The sequence below is a fragment of the uncultured Bradyrhizobium sp. genome (assembly GCF_947648125.1).
Lineage (GTDB): Bacteria > Pseudomonadota > Alphaproteobacteria > Rhizobiales > Xanthobacteraceae > Bradyrhizobium.
On sequence record NZ_CANSMR010000017.1, the window covers coordinates 99,427 to 116,653 of the forward strand.

The window sequence follows — 17,227 nt, forward strand, 5'->3', positions numbered from 1 at the left end:
CGCCGAGCGGGACTTTGCCGATATATTCCCGTTGTGGAATGCCAGCGCGCGGACTAGCGTTCATGCAGCGCACAATCTGTGCAATGAGAGCGCACAGTGCAGTCAAGCTGCATGCGAAACGATCAACGCGAGGGGAGACACCGCCAATGACCGACACCGTCAATCGCCAGATTCTGCTTGTTGAAAAGCCGACCGGCAAGCTGGGCCCCGAGCATTTTCGCCTGACCAAGGGCACGGTCCCCGCGCCGAAGGACGGCGAGGCGCTGGTGCGAACGCGCTACATCTCGCTCGACGCCGCCAACCGCGCCTGGATGCACGGCGCCACCTACCGCGCTGCGGTGGAGGCCAACACCGTGATGGCCGGCGGCAGCATCGCCGAAGTCGTGTCGTCGAATGACCCCGGCCTGAAGCCGGGCGATATCGTGTTCGGCGACACCGGCTGGCAGGACTACGCCGCCGTGCCCGCCAAGCACCTGGCCAAGATGCCGAAGCTCGAGCCGATGACGCATCTGCTCAGCGTCTATGGCATCGCCGGCCTGACCGCCTATTTCGGCCTGCTCCATGTCGGCAAGCCGAAGGAGGGCGAGACCGTGGTGGTGTCGGCGGCCGCCGGCTCGGTCGGCTCGATCGTCGGCCAGATCGCCAAGATCAAGGGCTGCCGCGTGGTCGGCATCGCCGGCGGCAAGGACAAGTGCCACTGGCTGACCTCAGAGCTCGGCTTCGACGCCGCGGTCGACTACAAGGACGGCGCCACCTACAAGGCGCTACGCGCCGCCGCGCCCAAGGGCATTGACGTCTATTTCGACAATGTCGGCGGCGACATCCTGGAAGCTTGCCTGGCGCAGATGAACAATCGCGGCCGGATCGCCTGCTGCGGCGCGATCTCGCAATATGACGGCGTGCCCTCCGCGCACGGCCCGCGCGGCGTGCCCGGCCTGATCGTGGTGAAGCGGCTCGTCATGCAGGGCTTCATCGTGATGGACTACATGGAACAGCGCGATGCCGCGCTCGCCGACCTGCAATCCTGGGTCTCCTCGGGCAAGCTCAAGGTCCAGGAGGACGTCATCGACGGGATCGAGCACACGCCGCAGGCGCTGATCGGACTCTTGGCCGGCGAGAACCGCGGCAAGCGCATGGTGAAGGTGTAGGCGGGGAGCTAGCCCGCCACCGAGAGGGGACGAATCCATACAGTCTCGTCATTGCGAGGAGCAATAGCGACGAAGCAATCCATCTGCCCGTTCTGCGGAACCATGGATTGCTTCGCTCCGCTCGCAATGACGGGGATGGAGTCGTGCGCTCCGTCATCCCCGCGCAAAGGCTTCGCCTTTGTCGCTGGAGGAGCGCGTAGCGCGTCTCGAAGGATGCACGGCCCGGCTGGTGGCCGTCGACCCTTCGAGACGGCCGCTTCGCGGCCTCCTCAGGGTGACGGTGTGAGAGTTGTAGCGAGTGGCCTCCTCCCCACGCCGTCGTCCTGGCGAAAGCCAGGACCCATAACCACCGAATTCGATTGAGAGTGAGATAGTGGCCCCAGCGTCACACAACAACAAGCGGTTGGGGTAATGGGTCCTGGCTTTCGCCAGGACGACGGTGAACACGGAGAGAGATTCGATTGCGCGGCACGGCCCCTAATGCACTGTGCCCGATGCCTGCGGTGCGGCTTGCGGCGTCGCCGCCTTGCCGTTCTTCGCCTTGCGCCAATTCTCAAAGTTCTGCACCACGACGAAGAACGCCGGCACGAACAGCACTGCGAGGCAGGTCGAGGCGATCATGCCGGAGAATACGGTGATGCCGATCGACTTGCGGGCGTTGGCACCGGCGCCGGTCGCGAGCACCAGCGGCAGCACGCCGAGGATGAAGGCGAACGACGTCATCAGGATCGGCCGGAACCGGGCGCGCGCGGCGTCGATCGCCGACTCCAGCACCGGCTTGCCGTCGCGGATGTGGTGCTCGAGCGCGACCTCGACGATCAGGATCGCGTTCTTGGCCGACAGCGCGATCAAGAGGATGGTGCCGATCTGGGTGTAGAGATTGTTCTCGATCCGAAGCGACGTCAGCACCAGCATGGGCCCGAGCAGCGACAGCGGCACCGCCAGGATCACCGAGATCGGCGCATACCAGCTCTCATATTGTCCGGCGAGCACGAGGTAGACCAGCAGCAGCGCCAGCGCGAACACGAAGTAGATCTGGCTGCCGACCTCCTTCTCCTGGTACGACATCGCCGTCCACTCATAGCCGGTCCCCGGCGGCAGCGTCTTGGCGGCGATCTCCTCCATCAGCGCCATCGACTGGCCGGAGCTATAGCCCTGCGACGGCAGGCCGATGATGGTCGCGGACGGATAGAGGTTATAGAGACTGATCAGCGACGGCCCGACCGACGGGGTGATCTTCGCCAGGGTGCCGAGCGGGACCATGTCGCCATTGCTGTTGCGCACCATCATGTTCTGGATGTCGCGCAGCGTCAGACGGTATTGCGCATCGGCCTGGGTGTAGACCTGGAAAGTGCGGCCGAACTTGTTGAACTGGTTGACGTAGCTCGCACCGAGATAGGACGACAGCGTCGAGAAGATCTGGTCGGTGGTGACGTGCAGCGTCTCGGTCTTGACGCGGTCGACCTGGACGTCGAACTGCGGCACCATCGAGCGGAACGACGACTGCACCCGCTGCAGCGCGCTTTGCGTCTGCGCATTGCCGACGACAGCGCCGGTGACCGCCTGCAGCTTGCCGTAGTCGGCGTTGCCGTCACGGAGCTGCACCTGCATGGCAAAGCCGGCGGCATTGCCGATGCCCTGGATCGGCGGCGGCGGGATCACCAGGATCCGCGCCTCCGGAATCACCGCAAGCCTGTCGTTGAGCCCGTAGACCAGCGAGCGCAGGTCCTCGCCGGGGCCGCGCGAGCCCCAATCCTTCAGGATGACATAGGCGACGCCGGCATTGGCGAGGCTCGACGAGTTGTCGAGCGCGGAGATGCCGGCGATGGCAACCACCTGCTCGACACCCGGTGTCTTGCGGGCGATCTCGGTGACTTGATCGAGCACCCGCTGGGTGCGATCGATCGCGGCGCCGTCGGGTAACTGCACCGCGGCCAGCAGGTAGCCCTGGTCCTCGATCGGAATGAAGCCGGTCGGCACCCGTGACAGCCCGTAGCCGGCAATTCCGATCAGGATCAGCGCGACGAGGACCCAGGTCTTGGCGTGGCCGGCAATGCCGCCGATCACCCGCGTGTAGCCCCGCTCCACCCGGTCATAGACCGCGTTGAAGCCGCGGTAGAAGAAATTGCGCTGCGCCAGTGGTACCGGCCGGCGCAGCCACAGCGCACATTGCGTCGGCTTCAGGGTCGCGGCATTGACGGCGCTGAGCAGCGCGGTCGCCGCGATCACCAGGGCGAATTGCGCGTACATCCGGCCGGTCAGCCCCGGCAGGAAGGCTGCCGGCAGGAACACCGAGATCAAGACCAGCGTGATGCCGACGATCGGCGCGAACAATTCGTCCATCGCCTTGATCGCGGCATCGTGCCCGGACATGCCACGCTCGATATTGTGCGCGGCGCCTTCGACCACCACGATGGCATCGTCGACCACGATGCCGATCGCCAGCACGATCGCAAACAGCGTCGACAGATTGATGGTGAAGCCGAGCGCGGCCATCGCCGCGAACGCGCCGATGATGGTGACCGGCACCGTGGTCGCGGGCACCAGCATCGCCCGCCAGTCCTGCAGGAACACCAGGATCACGACCAGCACCAGCAGGCCGGCCTCGATCAGCGTCCGGTAGACCTCGTCGATCGAGGCCTGGACGAATTTGGTGGTGTCGAACGGTGTGTCGTATTTGATGTCCTGCGGGAACTGTTTGGCGAGCTGCGCCACCTTCTTCTGCACTTCCTTCTCGACCTGCAGCGCGTTGGCGCCGGGTGACAGGAACACGCCGATGCCGGTGGCCGGCTTCTGGTTGAGCGAGAACACCTGGCTGTAGGTCTGCGCGCCGAGCTCGACCGAGCCGAGATCGCGGACACGGATGACGTCGCCGACATTGCCGGTCTTGACGATGATGTTCTCGAACTGGCTCGCATCATCGAGCCGGCCGTTGACGTTCAGCGTGTACTGGAACGCCTGCCCCTGCGGCGCGGGCGGCGCGCCGACCTGCCCCGCGGTGACCTGCTGGCTCTGCTGCTGGATCGCCTGGATGACGTCCTGCGGCATCAGCCCGCGCGCCTGCAGCTTGTTCGGATCGAGCCACACCCGCATCGAATATTGTCCCGCACCGAACACGGTGACGTTGCCGACACCAGGCAGACGCGACAGCTCGTCGCGAATGTTGATGGTGGCATAGTTCGACAGGAACAGGCTGTCGTAGGTCTCGTTCGGCGAGGTCAGCGTCACGAACAGCAGGATCGAGGTCGACCGCTTCTGCACCGTGACGCCCTGGTTCTGCACCGCGGTCGGCAGTTGCGACAGGGCCGAGGAGACGCGGTTCTGCACCAGCACTTGCGCGAAGTTGAGGTCGGTGCCGATCTTGAAGGTCACCGTCAGCGTGTAGGTGCCGTCGGCGCCGCTGTAGGACTGCATGTAGAGCATGTCCTCGACGCCGTTGACCTGCTGCTCGATCGGCAGTGCCACGGTGTCGATCACGGTTTTTGCCGACGCGCCGGGATAGCGCGTCGTCACCTGGACCGTCGGCGGCACCACATCGGGATATTGCGCGACCGCAAGATTGAACAGCGCGACGCCGCCGATCAGGATCATCAGGATCGCGATGACGTTGGAAAGGACTGGCCGCTCGATGAAGAATTTCGAGATCATGGCGCGCCCCTCACTTGGCCGGTGCCGGCGTCGCGTCGCCCTTCTGCATCTGCGGGTCGACCTTCTGCCCCGGGATCGCGCGCAACAATCCGGCGGTCACGACGCGGTCGTCGGCCTTCAGCCCGCTCTCGATGACGCGCAGCCCCTCGTCGAGCGGACCGGTCGTCACCTTGCGTTGCTCGACCACGTTCTCGGCATTGACGACCAGCACGTAGCGGCCGGCCTGGTCGCTGCCGATCGCAACGTCCGGCACCAGCAGCGCATTGTCCTGCTTGTCGATCGGCACGCGAACGCGGACATAGAAGCCGGGCAGCAGCACGCGATCCGGATTCGGCACCAGGCCGCGGACGGCAAGCGTTCCGGTCGACTGACTGACGGTCGGCGAAAGATAGTCGAGCTTGCCCTTGTGCGGATAGCCGGTCTCGGTCTGCAACCCGACCTCGATCGGCAACTGCCTGAGATCGTTGAACGTCAAGCCCCGGCGGCGCGCCTCGTCCCGCACCCGCTGCACGTCCTGCTCATTGACGTTGAAATTCACATAGATCGGGTCGAGCTGCACGATGGTGGCAAGCTGGGTGGGCGAAGCCACGCCGACCAGCTCGCCGACCGAGACCAGATGGTTGCTGACGATGCCGTCGAACGGTGCGGCCACGTTGGTGTAGCCGTAATTCACCGCGGCGATCTTGGTGTTGACCTGGGCCTGCTGCAGGCTGGCCTGGGCGTTGTCCCGCGCCGAGGTCGAGCTATCCAGCGTCGACTGCGAGACCGCCTGGCGCTGCACCAGATCCGTCTGCCGCTTGAAGTCGGACTCGGCCTGCTTCAGCGTCGCCTGCGAACCGACCTCCGCGGCCTGCGCCTGCTCCAGCTTCAGCTTGTAGGTCTCGGGCTCGATCGTGAACAGGGTGGTCCCCTCCTTCACCGGCGAGCCGTCCTGATAGTTGATCGACTGCAGAAAGCCCTGCACGCGCGCGACCAGATCGACGGTCTTGATCGGCGCAGTGTTTCCGGTTGCGTCCAGGTAGCGCGTGATGGCGCGCTGCACCGGCGGCGCGACTTCGACCTTGGGCGGCGGCGGCGCGACAAAACTGTTTTGCTCGCAGGCACTTAAACTGACAAAGGCCGCTACAACGAACGCGATGCGCACAAGCGGTGCATTTCGCAGCCGCACAAAATCGCTCTGACTGAAATGTGCCGACGCGCGCGCGTGCCTCATTTCCGAGCCTCAAATCAAATGACTTAATGCAAAGATATCGAAGCGAGCAAAAAACTCAGCCGACCTCTTCCATAGCAACAATCCGCTTGCAGCGGAACTCGAAAGCGAAAATGATGCCGCTCGCGAAGGTTGTTAGAGCAAAACTATTTCTGACTCAGTTCAGTTGAGCCGGACGCTTCCGGCGCGACGAGAGGATTTATTCAAATGATCAACGCGTTGACACGTGCAACGAGGCTCTCCGCATGGCTCGCGCTTGCGGCATTGATGAGCACCGCACCGGCCTTGTCGCAGGCGCCGACCCAGGCGCAGCGCGACGCCATCAAGTCGCAATGCCGCAACGACTACATCGCACACTGCTCCAGCGTGCCGCCCGGCGGCGAAGCATCGCTGCAATGCCTGCAGAAGAACATGGCAAGCCTTGCCCCCGGCTGCGCCAGCGCCGTGAAGGCCGTGGAAGCACCGGCCGCTGCGCCGGCAGCAGGCAAGACCGACGCGGCTCCGGCGGCGACGGCGGCCAAGCCCGCGGAGACGGCGGCACCGAAGGCCGCGGCAGCAAAGCCAAGCAGCGCGCAGATCTCCGCGATCCGCAGCGCGTGCCGCTCCGATTATCCCAAGGTCTGCGCGGGCGTGCCGACCGGCGGTGCGCCGGCGCTGCAGTGCCTCGAAAAGAACAGGGAGAAGCTTTCGCCGGCCTGCGAGAAGGCCGTGGCCGCCGCTGGCGGCGGTGGCGCCGCACCGGCCGCGGGTGCCGCGACCGCGACAGCACCGGCCGCGGCTCCGTCGGTGATCGCGCTGCGGCCGCTGCGGCCGCGCGAAGAGCTGTTCGTGCTGCGTTCGGCTTGCGGCGCCGACGTCCGCTCGATCTGCGGCGGCGTCCAACCGGGCGGCGGGCGGATCGTGCGATGCCTGGCAACCAATGCCGGCTCGCTCTCGCCGGCGTGCCGCGACGTGCTGGCGCCGTTCGCGGCGCGGTGATCCTGTTGTTCAGCCGACTGATCGGAAAAGGGAGCGATCAATGCTGCGTATTGTCCTGACCGCCGTTCTGCTTTGCGGCTCAACCGCCGTCTACGCCCAGGAGCTGACAACAGCGCAACGCGACGCCTGCATGGGCGACTATCAGAAGTTTTGCAAAAGCGTGACGCCGGGCGGCGGGCGCATCATCGCCTGTCTTGCCAAGGAGAGCGACAAGCTGACGCCCGCCTGCAAGAAAGTGCTGGCGGCAGCGGAAAAGAAGTAGCCGCGCAGGCAATGAGACGACAAGTGCCCGGCAGTTTGCCGGGCACGGAGGCGTAGCACCTTGTTGTCACCCACAGGCCAACCATACCTCACTCCGGGAGAGGGACTATCATGCGCTCATTGTTGCTGATCGCCGCAGCCCTGTTGTCCTTTGTCGCGACCATGACCTTTGAGGCCCCCGACGCCAACGCCGTGGTTTGCGCGCGCGGCGTCTATCGCGCCGGATGCGCCGGCTATCGCGGCGCGGCCGTCGTCCGAAGGCCGCCCGTCGCCGGCTGCCGCTGGGTGTGGGTCGGCGGGGTCAAGGTCCGCCGCTGCTACTGAGGTTAGATCGGACGTGACCGCGAGCAGGCTGCGCCCCCTCTCCCGCTTGCGGGGGAGGGTTGGGGTGGGGGTATCGCAACGAACGACTCTGTTCATTGTGTGGAGAGAGCCCCCACCCGCCGCGCTACGCGCGTCGACCTCCCCCGCAAGCGGGAGAGGTGCAGCTTGCCCTCTCGCAACACCGCTTCGATCCGGCTCGCTAGGTTACTAGAGCCAGCACTCGGACGCATTTTCCCTCTGGCGTTCCCGCCGGAGGGCGATTAGTCTGGACCCAAATTGTAAGTACACTGTCAATCTGGGAGGCAGACGTTGCGGATCGCCGTGATCGGCGGAGGGCCCGGTGGGCTCTATTTCGCCTATCTCTGGAAGAAGCGTCATCCTGACGCCGAGATCGATCTGTTCGAGCAGAACGCGGCCGGCGCCACCTGGGGCTTCGGCGTGGTGTTCTCCGAGCAGGCGCTGGAGTTCCTGCGCGCCGACGACCCCGAGACGGTCGACGCCATCGCGCCGCGGATGGAGAGCTGGAAGAACATCACCCTCAATCTGCGCGGCGAGAGCGTTGAGATCGACGGCGTCGGATTCTCCTCGATCGGCCGGCTGGCGCTGCTGACGATCCTGCAGCAGCGCGTGCGCAGCACAGGCGTCACGCCGCGCTTCGACACCGTGGTGCAATCGGTCGACGAGCTCAGGGGTTACGACCTGATCGTCGCCGCCGACGGGCTGAACTCGATGGTCCGCCGCGGCTTCGAGACCGCGTTCGGCGCGACGGTCTCGCATTCGACCAACAAGTTCGCCTGGTACGGCACCACCAAGACCTTCGCGACGCTGTCGCAGACCTTCGTGGCGACCGACCGCGGCAGCTTCAACGCCCATCATTATCGCTATGCGAAGGACATGAGCACCTTCCTGGTCGAATGCGACGCGGCAACCTGGGAAGCTTACGGCTTCGCCGACAAGACGATCGAGGAATCGCAGGCGATCTGCGAACAGGTGTTCGCAGCGACCCTGGACGGTCACAAGCTGATCTCGAACAAATCGGTGTGGCGCAATTTCCCATGGATCTGGAACGAGCGCTGGTCGCACGGCAACATGGTGCTGATCGGTGACGCGCTGCATTCGGCGCATTTCTCGATCGGCTCGGGCACCCGGCTTGCAATCGAGGACGCGATCGCGCTGACCAAGGCGCTGGAGTCCGAAGACGGCATCGCCGCCGCGCTTGCCCGCTACGAGAGCGAGCGCAAGCCGATCGTGAAGAAGCTCGTCACCGCGGCGCGGACCAGCGCCGACTGGTACGAGCATTTCCCAACGCACATGAAGCGCGACCTGATGGATTTCGCCTACAGCTACATCACCCGCTCCGGCCGGATCGACGACGCGCGGCTGCGCGCGATGTCACCCGCCTTCATGGCCCGTTTTGAGGCCGCAAAGGGACGCTCATGACTGGGATCGCCGACCTGGTTCCGCTGGACAATCCCGGTGCGCGCGAGATCGGCTTTGCGATCCCCGAGCGCTACAATGCGAGCCGGATCCTGTTCGACAATCTCGGCAACGGGAATGCCGAACGCCTGGCGCTGACCGGCCCGGCCGGCACGCGGACTTATCGCGAGCTCTGCACTGATGCGGCACGCTGGGGCCACGCCTTCCAGTCGCTTGGACTGCAGCGCGGCGACCGCGTGCTGCTGTTCCTCGACGACACGCCGGCCTATCCGGCGGCGTTCTTCGGCGCGGTGCGCGCCGGCTTCGTGCCGCTGCTGATCAACACGCTGACGACGCCGGAGCTGCTGCAATTCTATCTGTCCGATGCCGGCGCGCAGGTTGCCGTCACCGATGCGGAGTTCTGCGCCCGTTTCAACGCCGAGGCCTGCAAGGACACGCCGCTGCGCACGTTGGTCGTGGTCAATGGCACGGCCACCGGGCATGCCGTCGCGGAGACGCGCAACTCCGGCGACTGGCTGCATGCGTTTCCGACCGAGCTCGACGCGGCCGACACCCATCGCAACGAGATGGCGTTCTGGATGTATTCGTCCGGCTCGACCGGCCGCCCCAAGGGCATCGTGCATCTGCAGCACGACATGACCTATAGCGAGCTCGCCTTTGCTCGCAACGTGCTGAAGCTCAAGCCCGGCGACATCTGCTTCTCGGTGCCGAAGATCTTCTTCGCCTACGGCTTCGGCAATTCGATCACGTTTCCCTTTTCGGTCGGCGCCGCGACGCTGCTGCTGCCGGGCCAGCCGAAGCCGGCCGCGATCTTCGCTGCGATCGGGCAGTACCGGCCGACCGTGTTCTTCGGCCTGCCGACGCTCTACATCACCCTGACCAAGGCCGAAGGCGCAGAGCAAGCCGATTTCTCCTCGCTGCGGATGGCGGTCTCGGCCGCCGAGGTGCTATCGGCCGATGTGTTCAACGGCTGGAAGCGGCTCACCGGGCTCGAGATCATCGAAGGGCTCGGCTCGACCGAGGTGCTGCACGTCTATCTCAGCAACCGCGCGGAGCGGAAGAGGCTCGGCGCCGCGGGCCTGCGCGTGCCCGGCTACGAGATCATGCTGCGCGACAGCGACGGCCGCGAGGTCGGCGATAATGAGGAAGGCATCCTGTGGGTGCGCGGCGATTCCGCGACGCCGCTGTACTGGAACCGGCCGGACAAGACCGCCGAGACGGTGCGCGAGGACGGCTGGATCTACACCGGCGACCGTTTTGTGCGCGACAGCGACGGCTTCCACTTCTTCCGCGGCCGCGCCGACGATCTGGTCAAAATCTCCGGCCAATGGGTCTATCCGCTGGAGGTCGAGCTGTGTCTCGCCGATCACCCCGATGTCCGCGAATGCGCCGTCTACGCCGCCGAATTGCCGGACCGCCGCATGACGCTGCGGGCGGTTGTGGTGATGAACAAGGGCGGCTTCGATACCGATGAAGCGACGCGTCGGCTGCAGGATTACGTCAAGACGAAGTTGCTGCCGTACAAATATCCGCGCGAGGTGAAGTTCATCGACGAGTTGCCGAAGACAGGAACGGGGAAGATCGACCGGCAAGCGGTGATGCGGATGTGACAGCTACACACTCGCTGTCGTCCCTGCGAAAGCAGGGACCCATAACCACAAATATTCGTGGCACAAAGGCAGGGGCCCGAGCTTGCCATAACAACAGCCATCGGTGGTTATGGGTCCCGGATCGCGCTTCGCTTGTCCGGGACGACAACTGAGTTTGCCGCAGCTAACCGCCCAGCCCCGTCCCGCCATACAGCCACGCGATGTCGTCGCACCACTCGGCCTGCGACTTCCCGCTCATGATTGCGTTGCGGATGCGGGCGTGTTCGCCGGCGGGATGGTAGACGTGCTCGCCGATCGCGCGTGACATCAGCTGCACGCGCGCGGTGCGCGGAAAGCGTTGAGCGCGATACGCATCGAGCGCCGCCGCTTGGTCGTCGTGACTGGCCAGCATGTGCGACAGGCAGACCGCGTCTTCCATCGCCTGGCAGGCGCCCTGCGCGAAATATTGCAGCATCGGATGCGCGGCGTCGCCGAGCAGCACCACGCGGCCGTCGATCCAGCGCTCGGTGGGGTCGCGGTCGCACAGCACCCAAAGCTTCCAGTTGGTCCCGTGTCGGATGATGTTCTGCGCCCGCTCGTGGACGTGGGTGAAGCCCTTCATCACCTCCGCTTCGGAGACCGGCTTGCCCGCGACCGGCTCCGGCGCGTCGTTGTGATAGGTGACGACGAGGTTGAACACCTTCCAGCCCGACAGCGGGTAATGCACGATGTGGCATTTTGGGCCGGCCCACAGCGTGGCCGCATTCCAGCGCAGATCTTCCGGCATCTGCTCGGTCGGGATCACCGAACGATAGGTGGTGTGGCCGGAGACACGCGGCGGGCCATCCGCCGTGACCTGCTTGCGGATGTTCGACCACAAACCGTCGGCGCCGATCAGCAGACGCCCGGCGATGCGCTCGCCATTGGCAAGCTTTGCGGTCACCGACGAGCCATCCTGCTCGTAACCTGTCACCTCGCTGGACACGCGCAGCTCGATCAGCTCATGGCTCTGGCAGGCACGCAGGAACACGCCATGCAGGTCGCCGCGATGCACCACGGCATAGGGATTGCCGAACCGCGCGCGAAACGTGTCGCCGAGGTCGATGTGGGTGATTTCATCGGCGGTCAACGCATCCATCAGCCGGAGCTGGTCGATATAGACCGCCATGTTGCGCGCGGCTTCGCCGACGCCGAGATAGTCGAAGGCGTGGAACGCGTTCGGCCCGAGCTGGATGCCGGCGCCGATTTCGCCGAATGCTGAAGCCTTCTCCAGCAGGATCGAGCGGATGCCCTTCTGCGCGAGCCCGAGCGCGACGGCGAGGCCGCCGATGCCGCCGCCTGCGATCAGGACAGGTCTCGTCTCCGCCATCAGCCCGATCTCCCGAGATGTTCGAGCGCATCCTCGGCGCGCAGCGGCACGCGCGACGCCTCGTTGTTGAGGTCGACGAGTTGGGTCAAAAGCGCGAGCAGCGTCTTGCGATCGGCCGGCTTCAGCGGCTGCAGCATCCGCGCCTGCGCCTTGTCGACCGAGGGCATGATGTCGTTGAGCACGGAAGCACCGGCCTTGGTGAGGTAGAGCAGCTTGACGCGCTTGTCCTCGGGCGCCGGCTTGCGCACGACGAATTCCTTGGCCTGCAGCCGCTCGATCACATTGCCGAGCGTCGAACGGTCGAACGCGATCACCGCCGAGAGCCGGGTGGCGTCGATGCCGGGGTGGGTCGAGATCGTGACCAACGCGGCGTACTGCACCGGCGTCAGGTCGAACGCCTTGCACTCCTCGATGAACAGCGCGACCGCGATCTGCTGCATCCGCCGGAACAGATAGCCGGGCGCGGTGTAGACCGCGTCCATGGTGACGGGTGTTGGCTTGCTATTCGGCATCGGGCTGCTTGTCCGGGGCGGCGTCGGCGAACGCCTTGACTTGTTTTGCCGCCGCTTCGGCCCTGAGCAGGCGCGGATAGGCCGACACGTCAACGCCGAAGCGCCGCGCATTGGCGAGCTGCGGCACCAGGCAGAGATCGGCCAGCGTCGGCTGGTCGCCAAAGCAGAATGGCCCGGCCTCCTCAGCGATCAGGGTTTCGCAAGCCGCAAGGCCTTCGCGATTGGCCCAGGCCGCCCATTCCGTCACCTGCTCCTCGGGCAGCCCGAGCTTGCGCAGCCGCGCCAGCACTTTCAAATTCTGCACCGGATGGGTGTCGCAGGCGATCGCCTGCGCGAACGCGCGCACCTTGGCGCGCCGCAGCGGATCCTTCGGCAGCAGCGGCGGATTGGGATTGGTCTCGTCGAGCCATTCGATGATTGCGAGCGACTGGGTAAGGATCGCGCCGGCATCGCTCTCCAGGGTCGGCACCAGCCCCTGCGGATTGATCGCGAGATAGGCCGGCGCGCATTGCTCGCCCTTGCGCAAATGATGCGGCAGATGCTCGGAGGTGAGCCCCTTCAAATTGAGGGCGATCCGGACCCGGTAGGACGCGCTGCTCCGGAAATAGCCATGCAGCTTCATCGGAACCTCCCTTGCATTTTTCTGGTTCTTCACGCGAACCGGTATCCGCTTCGCTCGAAACACTATGGCTTGGTTGATTGACGCTAGCCATATTGTGAGTATACTGTCAATTAATTGAACCGACAAGAATGATGATGGGAGGCTTGCCATGGAAGCCGTGCAGAAGACCCCCGAGCGTGAAGCGTTCTACAAGAAGATCGACGGCCAAAACCTCTCCGCGCTGTGGAACGTGATGAACGATCTGATCACGCCGGAGCCGAAAAGCGCCTGCCGTCCGCATCTGTGGAAGTTCGATCAGATCCGCGATTACATGAACGAGGCCGGCAAATTGATCACGGCCAAGGAAGCCGAGCGCCGCGTGCTGGTGCTGGAGAATCCCGGGCTGCGCGGCCAGTCCAAGATCACGACCTCGCTGTTCGCCGGCGTGCAGATGGTGGTGCCGGGCGACATCGCCCCCGCGCATCGTCACGCCCAGTCGGCGCTGCGCTTCGTGCTCGAGGGCAAGGGCGCCTTCACCGCCGTTGACGGCGAGCGCACCGCGATGTCGCCGGGCGACTTCGTCATCACGCCGTCGATGACCTGGCACGACCATTCCAATGAAACCAATGAACCGATGTTCTGGCTCGACGGGCTCGACATCCCGATGGTGCAGTTCTTCGACTGCTCGTTTGCCGAGGGCGCCAAGGAAGATCAGCAATCGATCTCCAAGCCGGCCGGCGCCAGCTTCGCGCGTTACGGCCACAACCTGCTGCCGATCGACCAGAAGCGGACGTCGAAGACCTCGCCGATCTTCAACTATCCCTATGAATACACCCGCGAGGCGCTGGAGAAGGCCAAGGTCAGCGACGAGTGGGATGCCTGCCACGGCCTCAAGCTGAAATTCTCCAACCCGGAGACTGGCGATTTCGCGATGCCGACCATCGGCACCTTCATCCAGCTGCTGCCGAAGGGCTTCAACACCGCGCGCTATCGGTCAACCGACGCCACCGTGTTCGCCGCGATCGAGGGCAAGGGCCGCACCCGCGTTGGCGACCAGACCTTCGAATGGGGACCGCGCGATTTGTTCGTGGTGCCGAGCTGGCACTGGGTTACCCACGAGGCCGAGGCCGACTCCGTGCTGTTCTCGTTCTCCGACCGCCCGGTGCAGCAGAAGCTCGATTTGTTCCGCGAGGATCGCGGCAACGCATAACACCGTCGTCCCGGGCAAGCGAAGCGCGACCCGGGACCCATAACCACAGGGTCTTGTTGTTCGAGGCGCTGGAGCCGCAGCCTTTTCTAACGACGACATCCTGTGGTTATGGGTCCCTGCTTTCGCAGGGACGACATTGAGTTTGTGCCGACTGGCGTGGCTTTCACCGCCAATGCAGCAAGCGCACTTCCATCCAGTTGATCAGTCTCCCGACCGCAAGCCCGAACAGCGACAGGATCACGACGCCGGCGAGCAGCTGATCGGTCTGCATCAGATTGCCGGCCTGCAGCACGAAGGCGCCGATGCCGTATTGGGCGCCGATCATCTCGGCGCTGACGACGAGCAACAGCGCAACCGACGAGGTGATGCGGAAGCCGGCGAGGATCGAGGGCAGCGCGCCCGGCCAGATCACGCGGCGTACGATGGCGGGGAACGGCACGTTGAAGCTCTGCGCCATCCGGATCAGATTGCGCGGCACGGCATCGACGCCGCTATAGACCGAGATCGCGGTCGAGAAGAACACCCCGAGCGCAATGGTCGCGATCTTCGGCTCCTCGCCGATCCCGAGCCACAGGATGAGCAGCGGCAGCAGCGCGATCTTCGGAATCGGGAACAGCGCCGAGATGAAGGTGATGCCGACCCCGCGCGCCATGGTCGACAGCCCGATCGCGAAGCCGACGATGACGCCCGCTGCCGTGCCGATGATCCAGCCGGTGCCGATCCGCATGATCGACCACGACAAATGCTGCCACAGCGCCCCCGACATCGCGAGCTTATAGATCGCAACCGCGATCGCCGACGGCGCCGGCAGGAACAGCGGATTGACCCATCCTGCGCTGCCGGCAAGCTGCCAGACCGCGATGACGAGCGCGAGCGCGATCCAGCCGGCATAACGGCTGCCGCCCGGCGTGAAGCCGGCGCCACGAAATCCGACCGGCCGCGTCGCTTCCGCCGATTGGTCTTTCGTCTGTTGCGGTGCGCGATCAAGCATGCTGGACCTCGCGCTCGGCATCGATCGCTTCCTTCCGGATCAGCGACCACAACTCGCCCTGCATGGCGGCCATCCGGCCGCGGGCATCCGCCGTGCCGCGCTCGGCGCGCGTCATCGGGATGGTCACGATCTCCCTGATGCGGCCGGGGCGGCGCGACAGCACCACGACGCGGTCGGCGAGCCGCACGGCTTCCTCGAGGTTATGCGTGACGTAGACCGCGCCCATCGCACCGTCGGCGAGCAGGCCGACAAAATCCTCCATCAGAAGCTCGCGGGTCTGCGAATCCAGTGCCGACAGCGGCTCATCCATCAACAGGATCGCAGGACGAACCGCGAGCGCACGCGCGATGCCGACACGCTGGCGCATGCCGCCGGACAATTGCTTCGGGTAGGCGGCGCGAAAATCCGTCAAGCCGGTGCGGCGCAGCGCGTCGTCGATCACGGCGCGGCGCTCGCCGGCGCCCAAGGCGGCGTGCAGCAATGGAAACGCCACGTTCTCCTCGACCGTATTCCACGGCAGCAGGGCAAAGTCCTGGAACACGAAGGTCAACGGATTGAGGCTGCCGGCCGGCGGCGCGCCGCGCAGCTCGGCGCCGCCCGCGGCTGGCCGCAGCAGGCCGCCGAGGATCGACAGCAGCGTGCTCTTGCCGCAGCCGGACGGACCGACGATCGCAACGATCTCGCCGGCGCGAACCGTGAAGGAGACATCGTCGAGCACGTCGAGCGCGCCGAAGCGATGGCTGATATGGTCGGCGATCAGGTCCATGGCGTTACGAACTCGCTACCAAATCCGTCACCCTGAGGAGCCGCGCAGCGGCGTCTCGAAGGGTCGACGGCCCGGATGCATCAGCGCGCCCGTGCATCCTTCGAGACGCGCGCAAGGGCGCGCTCCTCAGGATGACGGGGATGAGTTGGCGTGCGTGGCGCTGCATGGTCAATCCGCCTTCACATAATCCTTGGCGATGATCGTGCCGGCGTCAAAGCCCTTGTCGACAAAACCCTGCCCTTGCAGCCATTTGATCTGGTTGTCGACATTGTTCACGTCGAGCTTGCCGTCGGGATCGATATAGGCGCAGTTGCCGACCACCTGCTCGACCGGCAGGTTGGTGTATTTGGCGATGATCTCGAGCAGCGGTTTTGTTTTCTCGTTGATCGGCGCCACGCCGTCCTTGATCGCGGTCAGGATCACGTCGTGATATTCGTGGTCCGCGCGGGTGAGCGCGGTGAGCAGCCTTGTCACCAGCTGTGCATTGGCCAGCGTCTTCGGCGAAGCGAAGATGGCCCCGAGCTGCCACGGCGTCTCGTCGCCGACCCAGCCCAAAAGTTTCGCGCCGTTGGCATCCATCAGTGTTCGCGCGGTCGAAACCGGCAGCAGCGCGGCGTCGACGGTTTCACCCTTCAGCGCCGCGGCCGCGTTCGACAGCGATTGCAGCGGCACGATCTTAACGTCGGACAGCTTGAAGCCGTATTTGTCGGCGAGCAGGCCGAGCGAATAGTGGAAGCTGGAGCCGACCTGGGTTACCGCGACGCGCTTGCCGGCGAGATCCTTCGGGGTCTTGAGGCCGGCGGCATAGGCGTTGTTGCTGGCGAAATAGCCGATCAGGGGATAACCGGCCTTCTCGCGGCTCATGCCGCCGATCACCTTCAGCGTGCCCTTGCCGGCGAGATTGTAGAGGCCTGCGGTGACGGCAGTGACGCCGAAATCGACATCGCCTGACGCGGTCGCGACCGCGATCGGCTGCGCCGCGTCGAAGAACTTCAGCTCGACATCGAGACCGGCGTCGCGGAAATAGCCCTTGTCCTGCGCGATGAACACCGGCGCCGAGGACGACAGCCGCAAGACACCGATCTTCGCCTTCAGCAGATCATCGGCCCGCGCGATACCGCTCGCGGCCCACACCAGGAGACCCGCGAGTGCGAGCCGCGCCCAACCCTTCATTGTTGTCCTC

The 17,227-nt window shown here is 65.1% G+C and carries 15 protein-coding genes; 7 read left to right on the forward strand and 8 right to left on the reverse strand.

The window, feature by feature from the left end:
• The first annotated feature begins 146 nt into the window (after positions 1-146).
• Positions 147-1,148 carry an NADP-dependent oxidoreductase gene (locus Q0030_RS26610; RefSeq protein ID WP_298373715.1) on the forward strand — a complete coding sequence of 334 codons (1,002 nt, stop codon included), beginning with the start codon at positions 147-149 and terminating at the stop codon, positions 1,146-1,148.
• Positions 1,149-1,625: 477 nt separating this feature from the next.
• Here the strand turns inward: Q0030_RS26610 and Q0030_RS26615 are convergent, their stop codons facing one another.
• Positions 1,626-4,796, reverse strand: a complete 3,171-nt coding sequence (locus Q0030_RS26615) for a multidrug efflux RND transporter permease subunit (RefSeq protein ID WP_298373718.1) — start codon at positions 4,794-4,796, stop codon at positions 1,626-1,628.
• A 10-nt stretch (positions 4,797-4,806) separates the two neighbouring features.
• A complete protein-coding gene (locus Q0030_RS26620; protein WP_298373721.1) occupies positions 4,807-6,009 on the reverse strand; it encodes an efflux RND transporter periplasmic adaptor subunit in 1,203 nt (400 codons plus the stop codon).
• 264 nt (positions 6,010-6,273) lie between these two features.
• Here Q0030_RS26620 and Q0030_RS26625 point away from each other — a divergent pair, with 264 nt between their 5' ends.
• From Q0030_RS26625 to Q0030_RS26645, 5 genes are all read left to right on the forward strand, one after another.
• Entirely contained in the window at positions 6,274-6,984 is a 711-nt protein-coding gene (locus tag Q0030_RS26625) for a cysteine rich repeat-containing protein (protein ID WP_298373724.1), read from the forward strand.
• A gap of 40 nt (positions 6,985-7,024) precedes the next feature.
• Positions 7,025-7,246 carry a cysteine rich repeat-containing protein gene (locus Q0030_RS26630; protein WP_298373727.1) on the forward strand — a complete coding sequence of 74 codons (222 nt, stop codon included), beginning with the start codon at positions 7,025-7,027 and terminating at the stop codon, positions 7,244-7,246.
• Between the two features lie 110 nt (positions 7,247-7,356).
• Entirely contained in the window at positions 7,357-7,569 is a 213-nt protein-coding gene (locus Q0030_RS26635) for a hypothetical protein (RefSeq protein ID WP_298373730.1), read from the forward strand.
• 309 nt (positions 7,570-7,878) lie between these two features.
• On the forward strand, positions 7,879-9,009 hold the full coding sequence (locus Q0030_RS26640) for an FAD-dependent monooxygenase (RefSeq protein ID WP_298373733.1): 1,131 nt from the start codon (positions 7,879-7,881) through the stop codon (positions 9,007-9,009).
• Positions 9,006-10,616, forward strand: a complete 1,611-nt coding sequence (locus Q0030_RS26645) for a benzoate-CoA ligase family protein (protein ID WP_298373736.1) — start codon at positions 9,006-9,008, stop codon at positions 10,614-10,616. The genes Q0030_RS26640 and Q0030_RS26645 overlap by 4 nt, the downstream gene beginning before the upstream one ends.
• Positions 10,617-10,779: 163 nt before the next feature.
• Here Q0030_RS26645 and Q0030_RS26650 read toward each other — a convergent pair whose 3' ends face one another.
• Genes Q0030_RS26650 through maiA form a run of 3 tightly spaced genes read right to left on the reverse strand, consistent with a single transcriptional unit; the run spans position 10,780 to position 13,098 of the window.
• On the reverse strand, positions 10,780-11,964 hold the full coding sequence (locus Q0030_RS26650; protein ID WP_298373739.1) for a 3-hydroxybenzoate 6-monooxygenase: 1,185 nt from the start codon (positions 11,962-11,964) through the stop codon (positions 10,780-10,782).
• Positions 11,964-12,476: a MarR family transcriptional regulator gene (locus Q0030_RS26655; RefSeq protein ID WP_298373741.1), complete on the reverse strand. Its 513-nt coding sequence runs from the start codon at positions 12,474-12,476 to the stop codon at positions 11,964-11,966. The genes Q0030_RS26650 and Q0030_RS26655 overlap by 1 nt, the downstream gene beginning before the upstream one ends.
• Entirely contained in the window at positions 12,466-13,098 is a 633-nt protein-coding gene (gene maiA, locus Q0030_RS26660; protein ID WP_298373745.1) for a maleylacetoacetate isomerase, read from the reverse strand. Before maiA ends, Q0030_RS26655 begins: the two co-directional genes overlap by 11 nt.
• A gap of 148 nt (positions 13,099-13,246) precedes the next feature.
• Here maiA and gtdA point away from each other — a divergent pair, with 148 nt between their 5' ends.
• Positions 13,247-14,287 (forward strand): gentisate 1,2-dioxygenase, encoded by a 1,041-nt coding sequence (gene gtdA, locus Q0030_RS26665; RefSeq protein ID WP_298373748.1) that lies wholly within the window; start codon positions 13,247-13,249, stop codon positions 14,285-14,287.
• A gap of 163 nt (positions 14,288-14,450) precedes the next feature.
• Here the strand turns inward: gtdA and Q0030_RS26670 are convergent, their stop codons facing one another.
• The 3 genes from Q0030_RS26670 to Q0030_RS26680 all read right to left on the reverse strand — a co-directional run bounded on the left by Q0030_RS26670 (position 14,451) and on the right by Q0030_RS26680 (position 17,217).
• A complete protein-coding gene (locus tag Q0030_RS26670; protein ID WP_298373751.1) occupies positions 14,451-15,278 on the reverse strand; it encodes an ABC transporter permease in 828 nt (275 codons plus the stop codon).
• Complete coding sequence (locus tag Q0030_RS26675; RefSeq protein ID WP_298373754.1) at positions 15,271-16,044, reverse strand: ABC transporter ATP-binding protein; 774 nt, start codon at positions 16,042-16,044, stop codon at positions 15,271-15,273. Before Q0030_RS26675 ends, Q0030_RS26670 begins: the two co-directional genes overlap by 8 nt.
• A gap of 168 nt (positions 16,045-16,212) precedes the next feature.
• Complete coding sequence (locus Q0030_RS26680) at positions 16,213-17,217, reverse strand: ABC transporter substrate-binding protein (protein WP_298373757.1); 1,005 nt, start codon at positions 17,215-17,217, stop codon at positions 16,213-16,215.
• Positions 17,218-17,227 lie beyond the last annotated feature (10 nt).

Bases quoted from the DNA above. Each gene is read 5' to 3' on its own strand.
- Q0030_RS26630 (WP_298373727.1), top strand. From the start codon at position 7,025: ATGCTGCGTATTGTCCTGACCGCCGTTCTGCTTTGCGGCTCAACCGCC.
- Q0030_RS26625 (WP_298373724.1), top strand. From the start codon at position 6,274: ATGAGCACCGCACCGGCCTTGTCGCAGGCGCCGACCCAGGCGCAGCGC.
- Q0030_RS26610 (WP_298373715.1), top strand. From the start codon at position 147: ATGACCGACACCGTCAATCGCCAGATTCTGCTTGTTGAAAAGCCGACC.
- Q0030_RS26670 (WP_298373751.1), bottom strand. From the start codon at position 15,278: ATGCTTGATCGCGCACCGCAACAGACGAAAGACCAATCGGCGGAAGCG.
- Q0030_RS26635 (WP_298373730.1), top strand. From the start codon at position 7,357: ATGCGCTCATTGTTGCTGATCGCCGCAGCCCTGTTGTCCTTTGTCGCG.
- maiA (WP_298373745.1), bottom strand. From the start codon at position 13,098: ATGAAGCTGCATGGCTATTTCCGGAGCAGCGCGTCCTACCGGGTCCGG.
- Q0030_RS26615 (WP_298373718.1), bottom strand. From the start codon at position 4,796: ATGATCTCGAAATTCTTCATCGAGCGGCCAGTCCTTTCCAACGTCATC.
- Q0030_RS26650 (WP_298373739.1), bottom strand. From the start codon at position 11,964: ATGGCGGAGACGAGACCTGTCCTGATCGCAGGCGGCGGCATCGGCGGC.
- Q0030_RS26675 (WP_298373754.1), bottom strand. From the start codon at position 16,044: ATGGACCTGATCGCCGACCATATCAGCCATCGCTTCGGCGCGCTCGAC.
- Q0030_RS26620 (WP_298373721.1), bottom strand. From the start codon at position 6,009: ATGAGGCACGCGCGCGCGTCGGCACATTTCAGTCAGAGCGATTTTGTG.
- gtdA (WP_298373748.1), top strand. From the start codon at position 13,247: ATGGAAGCCGTGCAGAAGACCCCCGAGCGTGAAGCGTTCTACAAGAAG.
- Q0030_RS26645 (WP_298373736.1), top strand. From the start codon at position 9,006: ATGACTGGGATCGCCGACCTGGTTCCGCTGGACAATCCCGGTGCGCGC.
- Q0030_RS26680 (WP_298373757.1), bottom strand. From the start codon at position 17,217: ATGAAGGGTTGGGCGCGGCTCGCACTCGCGGGTCTCCTGGTGTGGGCC.
- Q0030_RS26655 (WP_298373741.1), bottom strand. From the start codon at position 12,476: ATGCCGAATAGCAAGCCAACACCCGTCACCATGGACGCGGTCTACACC.